The sequence below is a fragment of the Klebsiella sp. JN_Kp122 genome (assembly GCF_040062085.1).
Taxonomy (GTDB): Bacteria; Pseudomonadota; Gammaproteobacteria; order Enterobacterales; family Enterobacteriaceae; genus Klebsiella; species Klebsiella aerogenes.
Genome location: NZ_JBEAHW010000033.1, coordinates 22671 through 39124 on the forward strand (window position 1 = coordinate 22671; position 16454 = coordinate 39124).

The 16454-nt window shown below is 55.6% G+C and carries 16 protein-coding genes; 9 read left to right on the forward strand and 7 right to left on the reverse strand.

The features are described from left to right. Window positions 1-146: 146 nt before the first annotated feature. Window positions 147-743, forward strand: a complete 597-nt coding sequence (gene wrbA, locus ABLU78_RS13820) for an NAD(P)H:quinone oxidoreductase (RefSeq protein WP_015367251.1) — start codon at window positions 147-149, stop codon at window positions 741-743. 20 nt (window positions 744-763) lie between these two features. Continuing rightward, the gene (locus ABLU78_RS13825) at window positions 764-991 is read left to right on the forward strand and encodes a YccJ family protein (protein ID WP_015367252.1); all 228 of its coding nucleotides are present in this window, start codon (window positions 764-766) and stop codon (window positions 989-991) included. A gap of 66 nt (window positions 992-1057) precedes the next feature. Here the strand turns inward: ABLU78_RS13825 and agp are convergent, their stop codons facing one another. Both agp and ABLU78_RS13835 read right to left on the reverse strand, forming a co-directional pair. Continuing rightward, window positions 1058-2305 (reverse strand): bifunctional glucose-1-phosphatase/inositol phosphatase, encoded by a 1248-nt coding sequence (agp, locus tag ABLU78_RS13830; protein ID WP_015704989.1) that lies wholly within the window; start codon window positions 2303-2305, stop codon window positions 1058-1060. Between the two features lie 442 nt (window positions 2306-2747). Further along, a complete protein-coding gene (locus tag ABLU78_RS13835; protein WP_015704988.1) occupies window positions 2748-2972 on the reverse strand; it encodes a hypothetical protein in 225 nt (74 codons plus the stop codon). A gap of 265 nt (window positions 2973-3237) precedes the next feature. On the opposite strand from ABLU78_RS13835, the gene ABLU78_RS13840 reads away from it, so the two are divergent. After that, window positions 3238-3360 (forward strand): small membrane protein, encoded by a 123-nt coding sequence (locus ABLU78_RS13840; protein WP_015367255.1) that lies wholly within the window; start codon window positions 3238-3240, stop codon window positions 3358-3360. A 96-nt stretch (window positions 3361-3456) separates the two neighbouring features. Here the strand turns inward: ABLU78_RS13840 and ABLU78_RS13845 are convergent, their stop codons facing one another. From ABLU78_RS13845 to ABLU78_RS13860, 4 genes are all read right to left on the reverse strand, one after another. Further along, entirely contained in the window at window positions 3457-3852 is a 396-nt protein-coding gene (locus ABLU78_RS13845; RefSeq protein ID WP_226925549.1) for a hypothetical protein, read from the reverse strand. A gap of 32 nt (window positions 3853-3884) precedes the next feature. Continuing rightward, on the reverse strand, window positions 3885-4826 hold the full coding sequence (locus ABLU78_RS13850) for a phage late control D family protein (RefSeq protein ID WP_048229270.1): 942 nt from the start codon (window positions 4824-4826) through the stop codon (window positions 3885-3887). 270 nt (window positions 4827-5096) lie between these two features. Further along, a complete protein-coding gene (locus tag ABLU78_RS13855; RefSeq protein ID WP_015704981.1) occupies window positions 5097-6488 on the reverse strand; it encodes an APC family permease in 1392 nt (463 codons plus the stop codon). A 351-nt stretch (window positions 6489-6839) separates the two neighbouring features. Next, a complete protein-coding gene (locus ABLU78_RS13860; protein ID WP_015367262.1) occupies window positions 6840-8258 on the reverse strand; it encodes a glutamine synthetase family protein in 1419 nt (472 codons plus the stop codon). Window positions 8259-8483: 225 nt separating this feature from the next. On the opposite strand from ABLU78_RS13860, the gene puuD reads away from it, so the two are divergent. The 5 genes from puuD (at window position 8484) to puuE (ending at window position 14152) form a co-directional block, all read left to right on the forward strand. Beyond that, window positions 8484-9236, forward strand: coding sequence for a gamma-glutamyl-gamma-aminobutyrate hydrolase (puuD, locus tag ABLU78_RS13865; protein WP_161798760.1), 753 nt, complete (start codon window positions 8484-8486; stop codon window positions 9234-9236). A 25-nt stretch (window positions 9237-9261) separates the two neighbouring features. After that, the gene (gene puuR, locus ABLU78_RS13870; protein ID WP_002898590.1) at window positions 9262-9819 is read left to right on the forward strand and encodes an HTH-type transcriptional regulator PuuR; all 558 of its coding nucleotides are present in this window, start codon (window positions 9262-9264) and stop codon (window positions 9817-9819) included. Between the two features lie 250 nt (window positions 9820-10069). Continuing rightward, window positions 10070-11557, forward strand: coding sequence for an aldehyde dehydrogenase PuuC (puuC, locus tag ABLU78_RS13875; RefSeq protein WP_048228637.1), 1488 nt, complete (start codon window positions 10070-10072; stop codon window positions 11555-11557). Window positions 11558-11559: 2 nt separating this feature from the next. Beyond that, window positions 11560-12840, forward strand: coding sequence for an FAD-binding oxidoreductase (locus ABLU78_RS13880; RefSeq protein WP_048228636.1), 1281 nt, complete (start codon window positions 11560-11562; stop codon window positions 12838-12840). A 46-nt stretch (window positions 12841-12886) separates the two neighbouring features. Beyond that, window positions 12887-14152, forward strand: coding sequence for a 4-aminobutyrate transaminase (puuE, locus tag ABLU78_RS13885; RefSeq protein ID WP_015704978.1), 1266 nt, complete (start codon window positions 12887-12889; stop codon window positions 14150-14152). Here the strand turns inward: puuE and ABLU78_RS13890 are convergent. Further along, window positions 14139-15134 (reverse strand): LysR substrate-binding domain-containing protein, encoded by a 996-nt coding sequence (locus ABLU78_RS13890; RefSeq protein ID WP_015367267.1) that lies wholly within the window; start codon window positions 15132-15134, stop codon window positions 14139-14141. The genes puuE and ABLU78_RS13890 overlap by 14 nt on opposite strands. 82 nt (window positions 15135-15216) lie before the next feature. Between ABLU78_RS13890 and ABLU78_RS13895 the strand changes: the two genes are divergently transcribed. Further along, window positions 15217-16302 carry a tartrate dehydrogenase gene (locus ABLU78_RS13895; protein WP_015704976.1) on the forward strand — a complete coding sequence of 362 codons (1086 nt, stop codon included), beginning with the start codon at window positions 15217-15219 and terminating at the stop codon, window positions 16300-16302. Window positions 16303-16454: the final 152 nt, after the last annotated feature.

The following is a 16454-nucleotide window of genomic DNA, read 5'->3' on the forward strand; positions in this document are numbered from 1 at the left end:
CTACGAGGCATGTTGCAAATTAATCTTTGCCATTTTGTTATAAATCAAACAAATGTTTGTTGGATTTGCACTCTGCGCCACAGGTCTTATCTTTATAGGTAGCCAGTCGTTTGGCTGGACAATTACGCAACCGAGGAGTGATGCAAATGGCTAAAATTCTGGTGCTTTATTATTCCATGTATGGACACATCGAAACCATGGCTCATGCCGTTGCCGAAGGGGCAAATAAAGTTGACGGCGTTGAGGTGGTTGTGAAGCGCGTGCCGGAAACTATGCAGGCTGAAGCGTTTGCCAAAGCAGGCGGGAAAACACAAAATGCGCCCGTCGCCACACCGCAGGAACTGGCGGAGTATGATGCCATCATCTTTGGTACCCCTACCCGTTTCGGCAATATGTCGGGACAGATGCGCACCTTCCTGGATCAGACCGGCGGCCTGTGGGCTTCCGGCGCGCTGTATGGCAAAGTCGCCAGCGTCTTTAGTTCAACCGGTACCGGCGGCGGCCAGGAGCAGACAATTACCTCAACCTGGACTACCCTTGCCCATCATGGGATGATCATTGTGCCGATTGGCTACGGCGCGCAGGAGCTGTTTGATGTCTCCCAGGTGCGCGGCGGCACGCCATATGGCGCAACCACCATCGCAGGCGGCGACGGCTCCCGTCAGCCAAGCCAGGAAGAGCTGGCTATCGCTCGCTACCAGGGTGAGCACGTCGCCAATGTAGCTGTGAAATTACACGGCTAACCTTCAACAGGAGGAGTTGCATGCCGAATCAAGAAGCGAAGGCCCACCACGTGGGCGAATGGGCAAGCTTACGTAATACCTCTTTGGAAATCGCCGAAGCCATTTTCGAACTCGCGAATTACGATGAAAAGCTGGCGGAGAAAATTTGGGAAGAAGGCAGCGATGAGGTGTTGTCGCGAGCTTTCGCCAAAACCGATAAAGACAGCCTCTTCTGGGGCGAACAGACCATCGAACGTAAAAACGTCTGATAGCGCAATTGCGCGGGCATTGCGCCCGCGCTCATTCATCACCCGGACTGCTCCGGGTTTTTTGTTTTATTTTGCCGCCTCGTTCATGACCTTTTTGAACGTCTCCAACGGGCAGAATCCCTGGTCATCAACCGGACAACCGTTAAGCGCCAGCGTGACCCGCTGCGGTGGAGATTGCAGGCTCAAAGCATCCGCGTTGCGCAGCTGTTCAGTGCTTTGATAGACATACTCAATCTTCATTAAATCGCGATTGCTGCCGCTATCGTGCCAGCGCTGGAACAGCAGCTTGCCGCCGATGGGGGTGCGCTCATACTGGCCGGGTAACTGGTAGGGTTTAAAGTCCAGCGCCGTCAGCAGCGAAGCGATGTTGGAATCATGCCCGACCAGCAGCGTCACTTTCGCCTTAGCGGCGCCATCGCCCACCAGCGCATTATCGATATATTTAACCAGCGGCTTAGCGACGTTGCGCGCCACTTCCGCGGAAGTAAACAGGCTGTCCTGATAGCCATTTTTAAGCTTTGACAGCACCTGCCACTGCTTATCGCTGGCAATTTCGCCCCACGCCACCTGATCCTTCGGAAAACCTTCGTAGTACTGCAGGGTGAAGGCATCCACCAGCGAGTTACCGACCTTCAGCGGCCCGGAAACACCTGGCTCCTGCTGATATTTGGCGCTAAAGGTATCTTTACCGTCGCTAAGCGAGCAGACATGCTTTTCTTTACAGGATGGCGAATTACGATAGTCGGTCATCTCTTCCAGCAGCTTGTAGCTCTCAGCGAGCTGCATCCCCTGACGCTCTTTTTCCATTGCCTGCACCGCTTTTTGCGCGAATTCGGCTGAATCGTCAGTAATGACCGGGTTGAACGTGGGATCCATCGTTCCCATCTGCGGCTGATGATGCACAGGCACCCCGCAGCCAGGGAAAGCGCCGGTAATAAAGAACTGCGCGGTGGCGACGGTGCGCTGCAGGCTATTAGCGTAGGCGTAGACGGCATTTTCCGGCGGGCATTCGCCGCTGGTCACCAGCTTCTGCTGCGCCAGCCACTCACGCATATAGTGGCCCATATAGACCTCCAGCACGCCGCCTTTGGTGGTTAACTGGCCGCCTGGCACATCCCACTGCGGCCAGGATTTCGGCGTCGACTGCTCAAGTACGCTGCCGTTATTGGCCAGCGGCGCGCGCAGGTTGTGGCGGCTCATGATCAGCACCTGTTGCAGTTGATACCCTTCCGGCGCAACGGCGTCCTGCGCCTGGGCGCCAGCGGATAACAATACGGCCCCGGCCACCGCGGCGGCGAGTAGACTTTTTTTCATCCCTTCATCCTCAGTCATTTATTATCATCGCCATCATTGTGACGGATTTATGACATTTTTGCGGGCAATGGCTCACAAACTGAGGCGCCGGTCGCTTTTTTAACACTTCAGAGATGGCCGGGAGCGGCAGATTCAGGACCGTAGATACGGTTATCGGTTGGCAACTTTCTTAAGGAGTTTTCCCGGACGCGGCGCGTTGCGCCTTCTCCGGGCTACCAAATCGCACAGCGCTGTAGCCCCGGTAAGCGGCAGCGCCACCGGGGATTTGAGGCCGCAACACCGGCAGTTTCAGCCTGCATGGTGAATAAATTAACGGCAGATCGCCCGGATAAAGCGCAAGCCATAACCCGCGAGTACCTCAGTTGGTATGATCTTAACCGCTACCGAAGGCATAAAACAGAGTCAGGATGAGTGTCGCAGAGGGAGTGGCGAAAGCGGCTACCTATTCCGGTAATGGCACCGCCGCCAGCGTACAAATCGCTTCATGTTCACCGCCCCGGCGGTCGACCATCACCACTTTATCCCCGGCCTTTTTACCTTCGCAGGGTTTTAACACCTGCTCGACAATTCGTTCGCGAACCTGTTGGCTTTCCGACTGCGCCCAACTGGCAAAAGCCGTCAGCATAAGCGCCGAAGCAAGCAGGCCGGCGAGACTTGTTTTAAACATGCATTACTCTCAGAAAATTCTCATTCAACGGTTAGCGTAACAGCCGCAATCCCATCCGTCTGTAAAATGACTTAACGGAGTGTTACATCAGACGCTAAGGCGCGCACATAGCGTCACAATACATTAACACCATCAATATTTTAACATAATGAGCCATGCTGGATGCCTTTGGCACTTTTAGGTCATCTTTCGGAAACATCCCGATGTTATCGTCTTCGTGAGGCGTTATTTTTTCTTCTGTTTAAACAAATTATTAGGTTAATTTATGTCGGGTTTCTTGCTCTTTATCGTGGCGATCGCTCTACTGGGTGTCGCCGTTTACAGCCTGGTGTCTTACATCAAAGAACGTCGCGCCGGTCAGTTGCCAACCGATAAAAAAAAGAAATAACTTCACTTTGCCAATCTTTACACCCGGGCTGCGTATTACCAGGGAAGAAGCCGATCTCACGGTCGGCTTCTTCCCGTCTATACAATAAGATTCAGCTCAATACCCCATATGTTGATATGCCTTATTGACGGCTAAAACAGTCAATGACAAACCAGCGCCAAAAGCGATAATTGCAGGAATGGCTATACTCGCCACGATCCACAGCGTAGAGATATGTTCAGGTTTAGGCGTAAAACTCACATTATAAAACAGCCACGAAATCATCAGGCCCCCCCATACTATAACGCTATGCACAACTGGCGGTATCGTATGGCCCCACTTCGCTTTTTCGGGTAAATTCGTCTTCTTTGAAGACAAGGAAGTAATAGCAAACTTGTTATTTTCAGATGTCGCCACCAGCTGCTCGCCTTGCGCATATCTAACGGCATCGGCAGCCAGCGCCAAAGCCAGCCATCGATAACCGGCACTCTTTTCCCCTAGTGAGGCCTCCATATCCAGGCGTTCTGACGCCAGATTTTTTGCATCTAACGCCTGCAATAATGGGAAAACGTGGCCGTCTCAGCTTCTGTTGCGTGAAAATCGCCGTCTGCGAGGTAATGATCGGCGTAGTGATACTCTCCCCCGGACGTAATCCCCTCCGGGATATCATTATTGATAATGGTTTTAATAGCTTGTGGAGAATACGGATCGCGATAGTTGTAGGTGCGTACTAATACCTGTTCAGGAATCAGCGAGTGCTGCTCTTCCAGATCGGTCACATACTCGTCATAGCTGGTCATCCCGGAATAGCGGACGTAGGGGAGTTTTTTATCGCGGTAAATGTATCGACTGTCAGAGTCAGCAAAAATCACCACGGTTTCCGTCTGAACCTTATGGTGATTCTCAAAACGAAACCAGATGCCAATTTCAGCCAACAGCCGACGAATAAACTGCAGATCCGTTTCTTTCCACTGAATAATCATTTCCCTTCGAGGATAGGTGTAACTCAGCCTGTCGAAATCGATATTATACCCTTTGAAGTAGCCGCTATTTTTCATGAGTTGCGTAACAACTTCCGGCACGGTGACATACGTATACACCGCTGAGCGATAATTTTTATCCAGCAGCGCAAGCTCATGCTCCAGCACGCACTCATATAGCGCCTCATCTGAGGACGACTTCAGGCGGGTAAATTGTGTTATAACGCCGTTAATCTGACGTACCGGCACCCAGGCTGCCTCGTTCTGCCAACGCGCGTTCGGATTAGGCGCCCGAAGATAAAACTGCGCGATCTGATTGAGAACAGCTCCGGCGGGGATATTGTCATCGGCACTGGAAAAACGGATGGTATACCGATACGGTTTGCTGAGCGTCTCTTCGCCTATAAAAGAATGCACATCGACAGCCGTACTTTTGCTTCGCGGAAAGTAAAGCAAATAACGGTTTAATGTATCCTGTAATTGAATTATTTTAGTTTGTTCTGTCATAACCAAATATCCTTTTGATAAAACAGCACTGACCAAAAATAATACGCCCAGCAACACAAAATTAAAATATAAGTTTATTACCCCATAATATATAATATTACCGGCCCATTATATTCACAGCGGAAATAAAAACCGTTCATTTAAAGTCGACAAAAAAACAAAAGATGGGGTAAAAGCAGATATTCAAGTCATTAAAAAGGGCTCCATGATAAACATGGAGCCCTTTTTCGACATCAGGCCTGGCTGCCTTGTTGTCGTGGTAACAGCAAATTACGACTCCCAGGCCTGCTCCGCTTTCGTCGCGTCAAACTGCGGCGGCGGTTTACGGAAACGGCGGGTCAGGTAGGTCAGATAAAGCAATCCCAGCGCGGCCCACACCAGCCCCAGCGTCAGCGAGGTCGCCTCGAGGTTCAACCACAGCACCCCCACGGTCAGGGCGCCGACCATTGGCAACAGCAGATAGTGGAAGCGATCTTTCCAGGTTTTGTTATACCCCTTGCGCCGCCAGAAGTGGTTGTATACCGAGAGATTAACGAAGGTAAAGGCCACCAGCGCGCCGAAGTTGATAAGCGCCGTCGCGGTCACCAGGTCGAAGAACAGCGCCGACAGCGCGACGATGCCCACCATAATCACGTTCAGCGCCGGGGTACGCCATTTCGGATGCACATAGCCGAAAATGCGCTCCGGGAAGACGTTATCGCGGCCCATCACGTACAGCAAGCGCGACACGCTGGCGTGTGACGCCAGGCCCGATGCCAGGGTATTAACAAAAGTGGTGCACAGGAAAATCGACTGGAACAGCTTGCCGCCGACATACAGCGCAATTTCCGGCAGCGCGGCGTCCGGATCTTTAAAGCGATGGATATCCGGGAAAAACAGCTGCATAAAGAACGAGGCGACGATAAAAATAATGCCGCCGTACATCGCGGTAAGGAAGATGGCCTTCGGGATCACCCGCGCGGCATTCGGGGTTTCTTCAGAAAGCGTGGTAACGGCGTCAAAGCCGAGGAACGAGAAGCAGACAATCGTCGCGCCGGTAATAATCGGGATCAGATGCGCATTCTCGCTGATAAACGGCTGCAGCGACCAGACGGTGCCAACGCCCTCGCCTTTATGCAGCCCTTGTACCACCAGAATCACAAACACCACCATGATGGAGATCTGCACCAGCACGAACAGGGTATTGAAGTTGGCCACCAGGTTAACGCTTTTCAGATTCGCCGCGGTCAGAATGGCGACAAAAGTTACGACCCACACCCACGGCGGCACTTCCGGAAACAGCGCGGAGAGGTAGATCTTCGCCAGCAGGACGTTAATCATCGGCAGGAACAGATAGTCGAGCAGCGAGGACCAGCCGACCATAAAACCGATATGCGGGTTAATCGATTTTTGCGCATAGGTGTAGGCCGAACCCGCTTCCGGGAACTGGCGCACCAGCTTGCCGTAGCTGATGGCGGTGAACAGCACTCCAGCCAGCGCCAGCAAATACGAGGCCGGAACGTGGCCATTGCTGATGCCGGAAACGATGCCGAAGGTATCAAACACCGTCATGGGGGTTAGATAAGCCAGCCCCATCATTACCACTTGCCACAGTTTGAGCGATTTACGCAGACGCGGTTTTCCCGCCTGAGCGGCGTTTTCTGCAGGAAGATTAGCAGCCATGACGCATTCCCCCCATGCCGACGACAGTTTGCGGGCACAAAGACCGGGTAACAAACCTGCTTAGCAAGGGGGTAAGGCGTAAATAAAAGGGTAAGACGGACCGATGAACGGCGGTAAGTTGGCATCCAATGCGGCCAAAGAGGCCCCCTTCTCCCTGCGGATATTTGAACATCTGCATCATCTCATTTCCTCGTCACACACTGTGTCGTTAACTGAAGCCCCGTTGCCGCCTGCGCTCCTTAACGCGACATCCGGGAAATGGCTGGGCTCCCAGCAAAAAAGAACGACCAGGCTCCGCTCAGGCCGTATGATGCTACCGATTAAACTAATGCGCCCCTTACGGGGCGACCATCAGGCGTTTTTCAACATCCACTCAATTTCCGTTTCTGTGATAAGACGCTCGAACTGCAGTAACTCATCATTCTTACAGGCGTGGTAAACGTGGCAGAAACGCTCGCCAAGACGCTCCCGCAGATGATCGTTTTGCATAAACTCCCACAGGGCGTCGCTCTGGCGGATTGGGAACGGCAAGCCTTCTTGTTCCAGACCGTTACCTTCCACCTCGTCCTGCAGCGGCAGCGGATTATCCAGCCCGTGCAGGATACCGGCGAAAATCGCCGCCATCACCAGATACGGGTTGGCGTCCGCCCCGGCCACGCGATATTCAACGCGGTGGTTATGCCGATCGCCACACGGAATGCGCAGCGCTACCGTACGGTTGTTATGCCCCCATGACGCCTGCGTCGGCACATACATGCCCGCCTGGAAGCGACGATACGAGTTCACGTTCGGCGCCAGCAGCGCCATCGACGCCGGCATCAGGTCAATCATCCCGGCCAGCACGCGTTTCAGCAGGGCTGAATCCTCGCCGTCCGCATCCGCCAGCACGTTTTCACCTTTATTGTTTTGCATGCTGATATGGATATGCATCCCGCTACCCGCATGCTCTTCATAAGGTTTCGCCATAAAAGTGGCGTGCATCTTATGCTTCTCCGCCATTAAACGCACGAGACGTTTTAATGCCAGCGCATCATCGCACGCATCCAGCACGTTATCGGTGTGGTGGAGGTTGATTTCGAACTGCCCCGGAGAGGCTTCAGCCACCGCGCCATCCGCCGGGATCAGCTGTAACTGGGCCAGTTCATCAATATCATTCAGTACATCGGCAAAATGGTTGAGGTTATCAACGGAATAGACCTGGCTTTGGGTATTACGGTCGTCGGTGCCGGGCGCGCACGGCGGCTGCAGGTAGCCTTCGGCATCGCGTTTGCGATCGAGTAAATAGAACTCCAGCTCTACCGCTACCACGGGGAACAATCCGCGCTGGCGGAGCTGCTGCCAGAGGCGGTTGAGTACGTTCCGCGGCTCAACGTCAAAGGGAGCGCCATCTTCATCAACCATGGTCAACAGGACCTGGCCGATGTATTCCGGATCGGCTGCCGAAGGGGTCAACGTGCCCAATACCGGGACGCAGCTGCGGTCCGGTTCGCCCATATCCTGGCCAAGCCCGGCCTCTTCCACCACGTTGCCGAGAATATCCATCGCGAAAACGGACGCCGGGAAGTAGCAGCCCTTCTCCAGCTTGCTGAGGCTGGCGACCGGAATGCGTTTGCCGCGGAAGCAGCCGTTCAGGTCTGTGAGGAGTACATCGACATACTGAGTGTTGGGGTAGGTTTCGAGGTAGCGCTTCACTTCTTTAGCGAACGCGCTTACCCGTCTCTCTTCCGTCTGCTGAACAAAATTCTCAACTTCTACGATATTGGTATCCATGATTCACCGCCGTTGTTTTAGTTTTCGGACCCTGACTGAAAACGTCAAATATAATGTCCACCCTTCGAATGTGTATGCAAACAAAATGTTTGTCAAATGTTAAATTAAGTTTGCAAACGGCTATTTCCACTGCTAGATTGAGAAAATATTGAACGATATGGCCGTTTATCAGCCACGGGCGGTCATAATTTAGTCCACTTTGTGAGGGCGATCATGGAAAATATAATGTACAAGCCAGTTATTGGCGTCGTGATGTGTAGAAACAGGCTTAAGGGTCACCAGACCCAGACTCTGCAAGAAAAGTACCTGAATGCCATTGTTAACGCTGGCGGACTGCCGATTGCCCTGCCGCACGCGCTGGCCGAGCCGGAACTGCTGGATGCGTTAGTCGATAAACTGGACGGGATCTACCTGCCAGGCAGCCCCAGCAACGTGCAGCCGCACCTTTATGGTGAAAACGGCGATGAGCCTGACGCCGACCCCGGGCGTGATCTTCTGAGCATGGCGCTAATTAACGCCGCGCTCGAAAGGCGCATCCCCATTTTCGCCATCTGCCGAGGGCTGCAGGAACTGGTTGTCGCCACCGGCGGGACTCTGTATCGTCGTCTGTTTGAACAGCCGGAACTGCTGGAGCATCGCGAAGATCCTGAACTACCGGTGGAGCAGCAGTATGCGCCGTCCCACCAGGTGGAGGTGCAGGAAGGAGGTTTACTTTCTCAGTTAATACCGGGCTGCAACACGTTTTGGGTAAACTCGCTACACGGCCAGGGCGCAAAAACGCTGGGTTCGCGTCTGCGCGTGGAGGCCCGTTCACCGGATGGGCTGGTTGAGGCGGTCAGCGTCAACGACCACCCTTTCGCGCTGGGCGTGCAATGGCATCCTGAATGGAACAGTAGCGAATACGCCCTGTCGCGTATGTTGTTTGATGGTTTTATCACCGCCTGTCAGAGCCATGTCGCCGAAAAGCGGCGGCTCTGACCACTACAGTTAAGGAAATGCAAATATGAGCGATGACGGACTGGCGCCAGGGAAACGTCTGTCAGAGATCCGCCAACAGCTGGGTCTTTCACAGCGTCGTGCCGCCGAACTGTCTGGGTTAACACATAGTGCCATCAGCACCATAGAGCAGGACAAAGTCAGTCCTGCCATCAGTACGCTGCAAAAGCTGCTGAAAGTATATGGGCTGTCGCTCTCGGAATTCTTTTCTGAACCCGAAAAGCCGGATGAACCGCAGGTCGTCATTAATCAGGACGATCTTATCGAAATGGGGAGTCAGGGCGTTTCAATGAAACTGGTTCATAACGGAAATCCGAACCGTACGCTGGCGATGATTTTTGAAACTTACCAGCCTGGGACCACAACCGGGGAGAGAATTAAGCATCAGGGTGAGGAGATAGGCACCATACTGGAAGGTGAGATCGTGCTGACGATTAACGGTCAGTCGTACCACCTGGTGGCTGGACAGAGCTATGCCATTAATACCGGCATCCCTCATAGCTTCAGCAACACCTCGGCAGGTATCTGCCGCATTATCAGTGCCCATACCCCCACCACATTCTGATTTCTTAGCCTGAGCAGGTTTCAGGCTTTCTTCAGGCCTGTCGCGGCGGATGTAATATTTCCGCCGCGGCGAAGAACTCGCAGTACTAATACCTGCGCAGCGCGGAAATCTTATTTCCTGCTGGCCCAAAGATAATTAACGCCAGTGAATGGCGAAGAGACGGTTTTCTACCCCGGGGACGCCCTGCGCCCTGAGCAGCCTGAAAACGCCGAACCCTATATTTTGCCGATGATGTTTTTAAGGAGTCATGATGAATTTTCAGCACCTGGCTTACTGGCAGGAAAAAGCGAAAAAACTGGCCATTGAAACGCGCTTATTTATTAACGGCGAATATTGCGCCGCGGCCGATAATACCACCTTTGAGACTATCGACCCTGCCGCACAGCAGACATTAGCGCAGGTCGCCCGCGGTAAAACAGCCGACGTCGAACGGGCAGTGAAAGCCGCGCGTCAGGCTTTTGATAACGGCGACTGGTCGCAGGCCTCTCCGGCCCGGCGTAAAGCGGTTCTCACGAAATTTGCTGACCTGATGGAAACCCATCGTGAAGAGCTGGCACTGCTGGAAACGCTCGATACCGGCAAACCGATTCGCCACAGCCTGCGCGACGATATTCCCGGCGCCGCCCGCGCCATTCGCTGGTACGCCGAAGCGCTGGATAAAGTTTATGGCGAAGTGGCGCCCACCGGCGGCAACGAGCTGGCAATGATCGTTCGTGAACCGATTGGCGTGATTGCCGCGGTAGTGCCGTGGAACTTCCCGCTGCTGCTGGCCTGCTGGAAACTCGGCCCGGCGCTGGCGGCAGGTAATAGCGTAATCCTCAAACCCTCGGAAAAATCGCCGCTCACCGCCCTGCGTCTGGCTGGGCTTGCGAAAGAAGCCGGACTTCCGGACGGGGTGTTAAACGTGGTCAGCGGCTTTGGCCACGAGGCCGGACAGGCGCTGGCGCTGCATCCTGACGTTGAAGTCATCACTTTCACCGGATCCACGCGTACCGGCAAACAGCTGCTGAAAGATGCCGGCGACAGCAATATGAAGCGCGTGTGGCTGGAAGCGGGCGGTAAGAGCGCCAATATCGTCTTCGCCGACTGTCCGGATCTGCAAAAAGCGGTCAACGCCACCGCCGGCGGTATCTTCTATAACCAGGGGCAGGTCTGCATCGCCGGCACCCGCCTGCTGCTGGAAGAGAGCATCGCCGACGAGTTCCTGGCATTACTGAAAGCACAGGCGCAAAACTGGCAGCCGGGTAATCCGCTCGATCCCGATACCACCATGGGAATGTTAATTGATAACGCCCATGCCGACAGCGTGCACAGCTTTATCCGCGGCGGTGAAACCAAAAGCACGCTATTCCTCGACGGGCGCAAAAATCCGTGGCCTGCCGCCGTCGGCCCGACCATTTTCGTTGATGTCGACCCGGCCTCAACCCTCAGCCGCGAAGAGATCTTCGGCCCGGTGCTGGTCGTCACGCGCTTCAAAAGCGAAGAACAGGCGCTGCAGCTGGCCAACGACAGCGACTACGGTCTTGGCGCCGCGGTGTGGACCCGCGATCTGTCGCGCGCCCACCGCATGAGTCGCCGCCTGAAGGCCGGCTCGGTCTTCGTCAACAACTACAACGATGGTGATATGACCGTCCCGTTCGGCGGCTATAAGCAGAGCGGCAACGGGCGCGATAAATCGCTGCACGCGCTGGAAAAATTCACCGAACTGAAAACCATCTGGATTGCTCTGGAGTCTTGATCATGACTGAACATACCACTAGCTACTACGCCGCCAGCGCCAATAAATATGAACCGTTCCCGACGCTGGAGGAATCAATCACCTGTGATGTCTGCGTCGTCGGCGGCGGCTACACCGGCCTCTCCTCGGCCCTGCATCTGGCCGAAATGGGTTACGACGTGGTGGTGCTGGAAGGCGCGCGTATCGGCTTCGGCGCCAGCGGCCGTAACGGCGGACAGCTGGTTAACTCCTATAGCCGCGATATCGACGTTATTGAGAAGAACTACGGCCCGGATGCGGCCAAAATGCTCGGCAGCATGATGTTCGAAGGCGGCGATATTATTCGCGAGCGCATTCAGCGCTACCAGATCCAGTGCGATTACCGCCCAGGCGGCCTGTTTGTGGCCATGAACCATAAGCAAATGGAAACGCTGGAAGAGCAAAAAGCCAACTGGGAGCGCTACGGCAATACCCAACTGGAGCTGCTCGACAGCCATGCCATTCGTCGCGAAGTAGACAGCGACCGCTACGTCGGCGCCCTGCTCGACCACAGCGGCGGCCATATTCACCCCCTGAACCTCGCCATCGGCGAAGCGGACGCTATTCGTCTTAACGGCGGCCGGGTGTATGAGCAGTCGCCGGTGACCCGAATTCAGCACACCAGCCCGGCGGTGGTCAGTACCGCGCGCGGCCAGGTAACCGCGCGCTACGTGATCGTCGCCGGTAACGCCTATCTCGGCGACAAGCTTGAGCCGGAACTGGCAAAACGCAGCATGCCGTGCGGCACTCAGGTCGTGACGACCGTACCGCTGCCGGAAGCGCTCGCCCGCTCGCTGATCCCGAAAAACTACTGTGTGGAAGATTGTAACTACCTGCTGGACTACTACCGTCTTACCGGCGACAACCGCCTGCTGTACGGCGGCGGCGTTGTCTACGGCGCCCGTGACCCGGACGACGTTGAGCGGCTGATTATGCCGAAGCTGCTGAAAACCTTCCCGCAGCTGCAGGGGGTGAAAATTGACTACCGCTGGACCGGCAACTTCCTGCTGACCCTGTCGCGTATGCCGCAATTCGGCCGTCTCGATAACAATATTTACTACATGCAGGGCTACAGCGGTCACGGCGTGACCTGTACCCATCTGGCCGGACGCTTGATTTCAGAACTGCTGCGCGGCGATGCCGAGCGCTTCGATGCCTTCGCCAAACTGCCGCACTACCCGTTCCCGGGCGGGCGCAGCCTGCGAATTCCTTTTACCGCCATGGGCGCCGCCTACTACAGCCTGCGCGACCGCCTTGGGGTCTGATTTGCCGTTCGGTTCCGTGATTAACTTTTGCTAAAGGGTGTTTATTATGAGCAACAATGAATTCCATCAGCGTCGTCTTTCCGCTACCCCGCGCGGGGTGGGCGTTATGTGCAACTTCTTTGCCCAGAGCGCGCAAAACGCCACCTTGACCGATGTCGAAGGCAATGAATATATCGATTTCGCCGCCGGCATCGCGGTGCTGAATACCGGCCATCGCCATCCGCGGATGGTCGCCGCGGTTGAACAGCAGCTACAGCAATTTACCCATACCGCCTATCAGATCGTGCCTTATGAAAGCTATGTGTCGCTGGCGGAGAAGCTCAACGAACTGGCGCCGGTAAAAGGCCCGGCAAAAACCGCCTTCTTCTCTACCGGCGCGGAAGCGGTCGAAAACGCGGTGAAAATCGCCCGTGCCCATACCGGACGTCCGGGCGTTATCGCCTTCGGCGGCGGTTTCCATGGCCGTACCTATATGACGATGGCGCTAACCGGTAAGGTCGCGCCGTACAAACTGGGCTTCGGGCCGTTCCCCGGCTCGGTATACCACGTGCCGTACCCGTCAGCGCTGCACGGTATCAGCACCGCCGATTCGATTACCGCCCTTGAACGCCTGTTCAAAGCCGATATCGAAGCCAAACAGGTGGCAGCGATTATTTTCGAACCGGTACAGGGCGAAGGCGGCTTTAACGTTGCGCCGAAAGAGCTGGTTGCCGCGGTACGCCGCATCTGCGATGAGCACGGCATCGTGATGATTGCCGATGAAGTGCAGAGCGGCTTCGCCCGCACCGGCAAATTGTTCGCCATGGATCACTATGCCGATAAACCGGATCTGATGACGATGGCTAAAAGCCTGGCGGGCGGCATGCCGCTTTCCGGCGTGGTTGGTAACGCGCAGATTATGGATGCCCCGGCGCCGGGCGGCTTAGGCGGCACCTACGCCGGCAACCCGCTGGCGGTGGCGGCCGCGCATGCGGTGCTGGATATCATTGATAACGAAGCGCTGTGCGAGCGCGCGCAGTTCCTCGGCGAGCGCCTGCTGGCAACGCTACAGGAAGTTAAGGGCTGGTGTCCTGCGCTGGTGGAAGCGCGCGGCGTGGGTTCGATGATCGCCGCCGAGTTCTTCGATCCGGCGACCGGCGAACCTTCGGCGGCGATTGCGCAGAAAATCCAGCAGCAGGCGCTGGAGCAGGGCCTGCTGCTGTTGACCTGCGGTCAGTATGGCAACGTCATTCGCTTCCTCTATCCGTTGACCATCCCGGATGCTCAATTCTCCCGCGCGCTGACGATTCTGCAAAGCGTCACTCGTCTGTAACGCCCTCCGCCGGCGGCGCTGGTCGCCGGCTGTTTTCCTCGCTGCTGACGATACACTGCTGGGGATAGTGCTGCTGAAAATAGTGGCGCAGAAACTCCACGGTGGTGCGAATTTTGGCTGAGGTCGCCAGCCGCGACACGTAGACCGCCCAGACGTTGGCGGGCTGGAAGTAGTCCGGCAGCACGTGCACCAGATGGCCGCTGGCGATATTTTCACTGACATCCCACCATGAGCGTAACGCGATCCCCTGCCCATCCAGACACCACTGATGCACAATCTCTCCATGGTTGGAGGAGAGCGGCCCGGTCACTTTGATCGCGTGCTGACCCTCTTTGCTGTGCAATTGCCAGACGCCAAACGGATGGTCGCGCTCTTTGATCACCAGGCAGGGTAAGGTAGCCAGATCGCTAAGCTGCTTCGGCTGCGGATGGCGGGCAAGAAACTGCGGTGACGCGCAGAGAATACGGTGGTTGGTCGCAAGCTTGCGGGCAATCAGATTCGGCGCGATATCGTCGCCGACGCGAATATCGAGATCCACCCCTTCATTGACTAAATCCACCAGCCGGTCCTGGACATCGAAGCGCAGCTCAAGTTGTGGGTACTGGCGCGCCAGCGCCGACAGCGCCGGCGCCACCACCCGACGGCCAAAACCAAAGCTGCTGATAATACGCAGCGTTCCCTGCGGTACCTGACGCACGTCGGAAAGCTCGTCCATCATCTCATCCACATCCTGCAGAATGCGCTGCGCCCATTCGTAGATCCGCTCCCCCTCTTCGGTAATGGTGACCCGACGGGTGGTACGGTGCAGCAACATCACATGCAGGGTTTGCTCCAGCAGCGAAACCCGCTTGCTGACGAACGCCGGTGAGACGCCAAGCTCCTCGGCGGCGGCGGCAAAACCAGCCCGGCGAGCGACCAGCATGAACACGCGTAAATCATTTAGCAGCGGCAGATTATTCATGATCTGTGTTTTATGTTTCACCAGTTAGCGTGATTAATTATGAACCAGTCAATTATAGGATAGGCAGGTGGTCAAACATCATCGCTAAAAAGTGAGAACCGGAATGAAAAAAACCTGTCGTATTGCCGCCATCCCCGGTGACGGAATTGGTAAAGAAGTTCTGCCTGAAGGTATTCGCGTGCTGCAAGCCGCCGCGCAGCGTTGGGATCTGTCGCTGAGCTTCGAACAGATGGAGTGGGCAAGCTGCGAATATTACACCCATCACGGCAAGATGATGCCGGACGACTGGCGCGAGCAGTTGCAGGGCTTCGATGCTATCTATTTCGGCGCCGTCGGCTGGCCGGATACCGTCCCCGACCATATCTCGCTTTGGGGGTCGCTGCTGAAGTTCCGCCGTGAGTTCGATCAGTACGTCAACCTGCGCCCGGTGCGCCTGTTCCCCGGCGTCCCCTGTCCGCTGGCGGGTAAAAAGGCCGGCGACATCGATTTTTACGTGGTGCGCGAAAATACCGAAGGCGAATATTCCGCCCTTGGCGGTCGCGCCAATGAAGGCACCGAGCATGAAGTGGTGATTCAGGAGTCGGTCTTCACCCGCCGCGGCGTTGACCGGATCCTGCGCTACGCCTTTGAGCTGGCGCAAAGCCGCCCGCGCAAAACGCTGACCTCAGCAACCAAATCTAACGGTCTGGCGATCAGCATGCCCTACTGGGATGAGCGCGTGGAAGAGATGGCCAAAAGCTATCCCGAGATTCGCTGGGACAAGCAGCATATCGATATTCTCTGCGCCCGCTTCGTGCTGCAGCCGGAACGTTTCGACGTGGTCGTCGGCTCCAATTTGTTTGGCGATATTCTGTCGGATCTCGGCCCGGCCTGTACCGGCACTATCGGTATTGCGCCGTCGGCTAACCTGAACCCAGAGCGGACCTTCCCGTCGCTGTTCGAACCGGTTCACGGGTCGGCACCGGATATTTACGGTAAAAATATCGCCAACCCGATCGCTACCGTTTGGGCTGGGGCGATGATGCTCGATTTCCTCGGAAACGGCGACGAGCGCTACCACGCCGCGCACAACGGCATTCTGGCGGCGATAGAGCAGGTGATCGCCAGCGGGCCGAAAACCCCGGACATGAAAGGCAACGCCTCAACGCAGCAGGTCAGCGACGCTATCTGTAAGGCCATTTTGGCGTAATTACTCCGGCCGCCCCCCGGTGGCGCTGCGCTTACCGGGGCTACAATGGCACGCTCATGTAGATATCGCATCGGTTTGCAACGGTTTTGGTCCGGGAAAAACATGTGCTTTGTGTTAATTCAGAGCACATTGCGCTCCCGATATTTCTTCTG

Bases quoted from the DNA above. Each gene is read 5' to 3' on its own strand.
- wrbA (WP_015367251.1), top strand. From the start codon at position 147: ATGGCTAAAATTCTGGTGCTTTATTATTCCATGTATGGACACATCGAA.
- ABLU78_RS13825 (WP_015367252.1), top strand. From the start codon at position 764: ATGCCGAATCAAGAAGCGAAGGCCCACCACGTGGGCGAATGGGCAAGC.
- agp (WP_015704989.1), bottom strand. From the start codon at position 2,305: ATGAAAAAAAGTCTACTCGCCGCCGCGGTGGCCGGGGCCGTATTGTTA.
- ABLU78_RS13835 (WP_015704988.1), bottom strand. From the start codon at position 2,972: ATGTTTAAAACAAGTCTCGCCGGCCTGCTTGCTTCGGCGCTTATGCTG.
- ABLU78_RS13840 (WP_015367255.1), top strand. From the start codon at position 3,238: ATGTCGGGTTTCTTGCTCTTTATCGTGGCGATCGCTCTACTGGGTGTC.
- ABLU78_RS13845 (WP_226925549.1), bottom strand. From the start codon at position 3,852: ATGGAGGCCTCACTAGGGGAAAAGAGTGCCGGTTATCGATGGCTGGCT.
- ABLU78_RS13850 (WP_048229270.1), bottom strand. From the start codon at position 4,826: ATGACAGAACAAACTAAAATAATTCAATTACAGGATACATTAAACCGT.
- ABLU78_RS13855 (WP_015704981.1), bottom strand. From the start codon at position 6,488: ATGGCTGCTAATCTTCCTGCAGAAAACGCCGCTCAGGCGGGAAAACCG.
- ABLU78_RS13860 (WP_015367262.1), bottom strand. From the start codon at position 8,258: ATGGATACCAATATCGTAGAAGTTGAGAATTTTGTTCAGCAGACGGAA.
- puuD (WP_161798760.1), top strand. From the start codon at position 8,484: ATGTACAAGCCAGTTATTGGCGTCGTGATGTGTAGAAACAGGCTTAAG.
- puuR (WP_002898590.1), top strand. From the start codon at position 9,262: ATGAGCGATGACGGACTGGCGCCAGGGAAACGTCTGTCAGAGATCCGC.
- puuC (WP_048228637.1), top strand. From the start codon at position 10,070: ATGAATTTTCAGCACCTGGCTTACTGGCAGGAAAAAGCGAAAAAACTG.
- ABLU78_RS13880 (WP_048228636.1), top strand. From the start codon at position 11,560: ATGACTGAACATACCACTAGCTACTACGCCGCCAGCGCCAATAAATAT.
- puuE (WP_015704978.1), top strand. From the start codon at position 12,887: ATGAGCAACAATGAATTCCATCAGCGTCGTCTTTCCGCTACCCCGCGC.
- ABLU78_RS13895 (WP_015704976.1), top strand. From the start codon at position 15,217: ATGAAAAAAACCTGTCGTATTGCCGCCATCCCCGGTGACGGAATTGGT.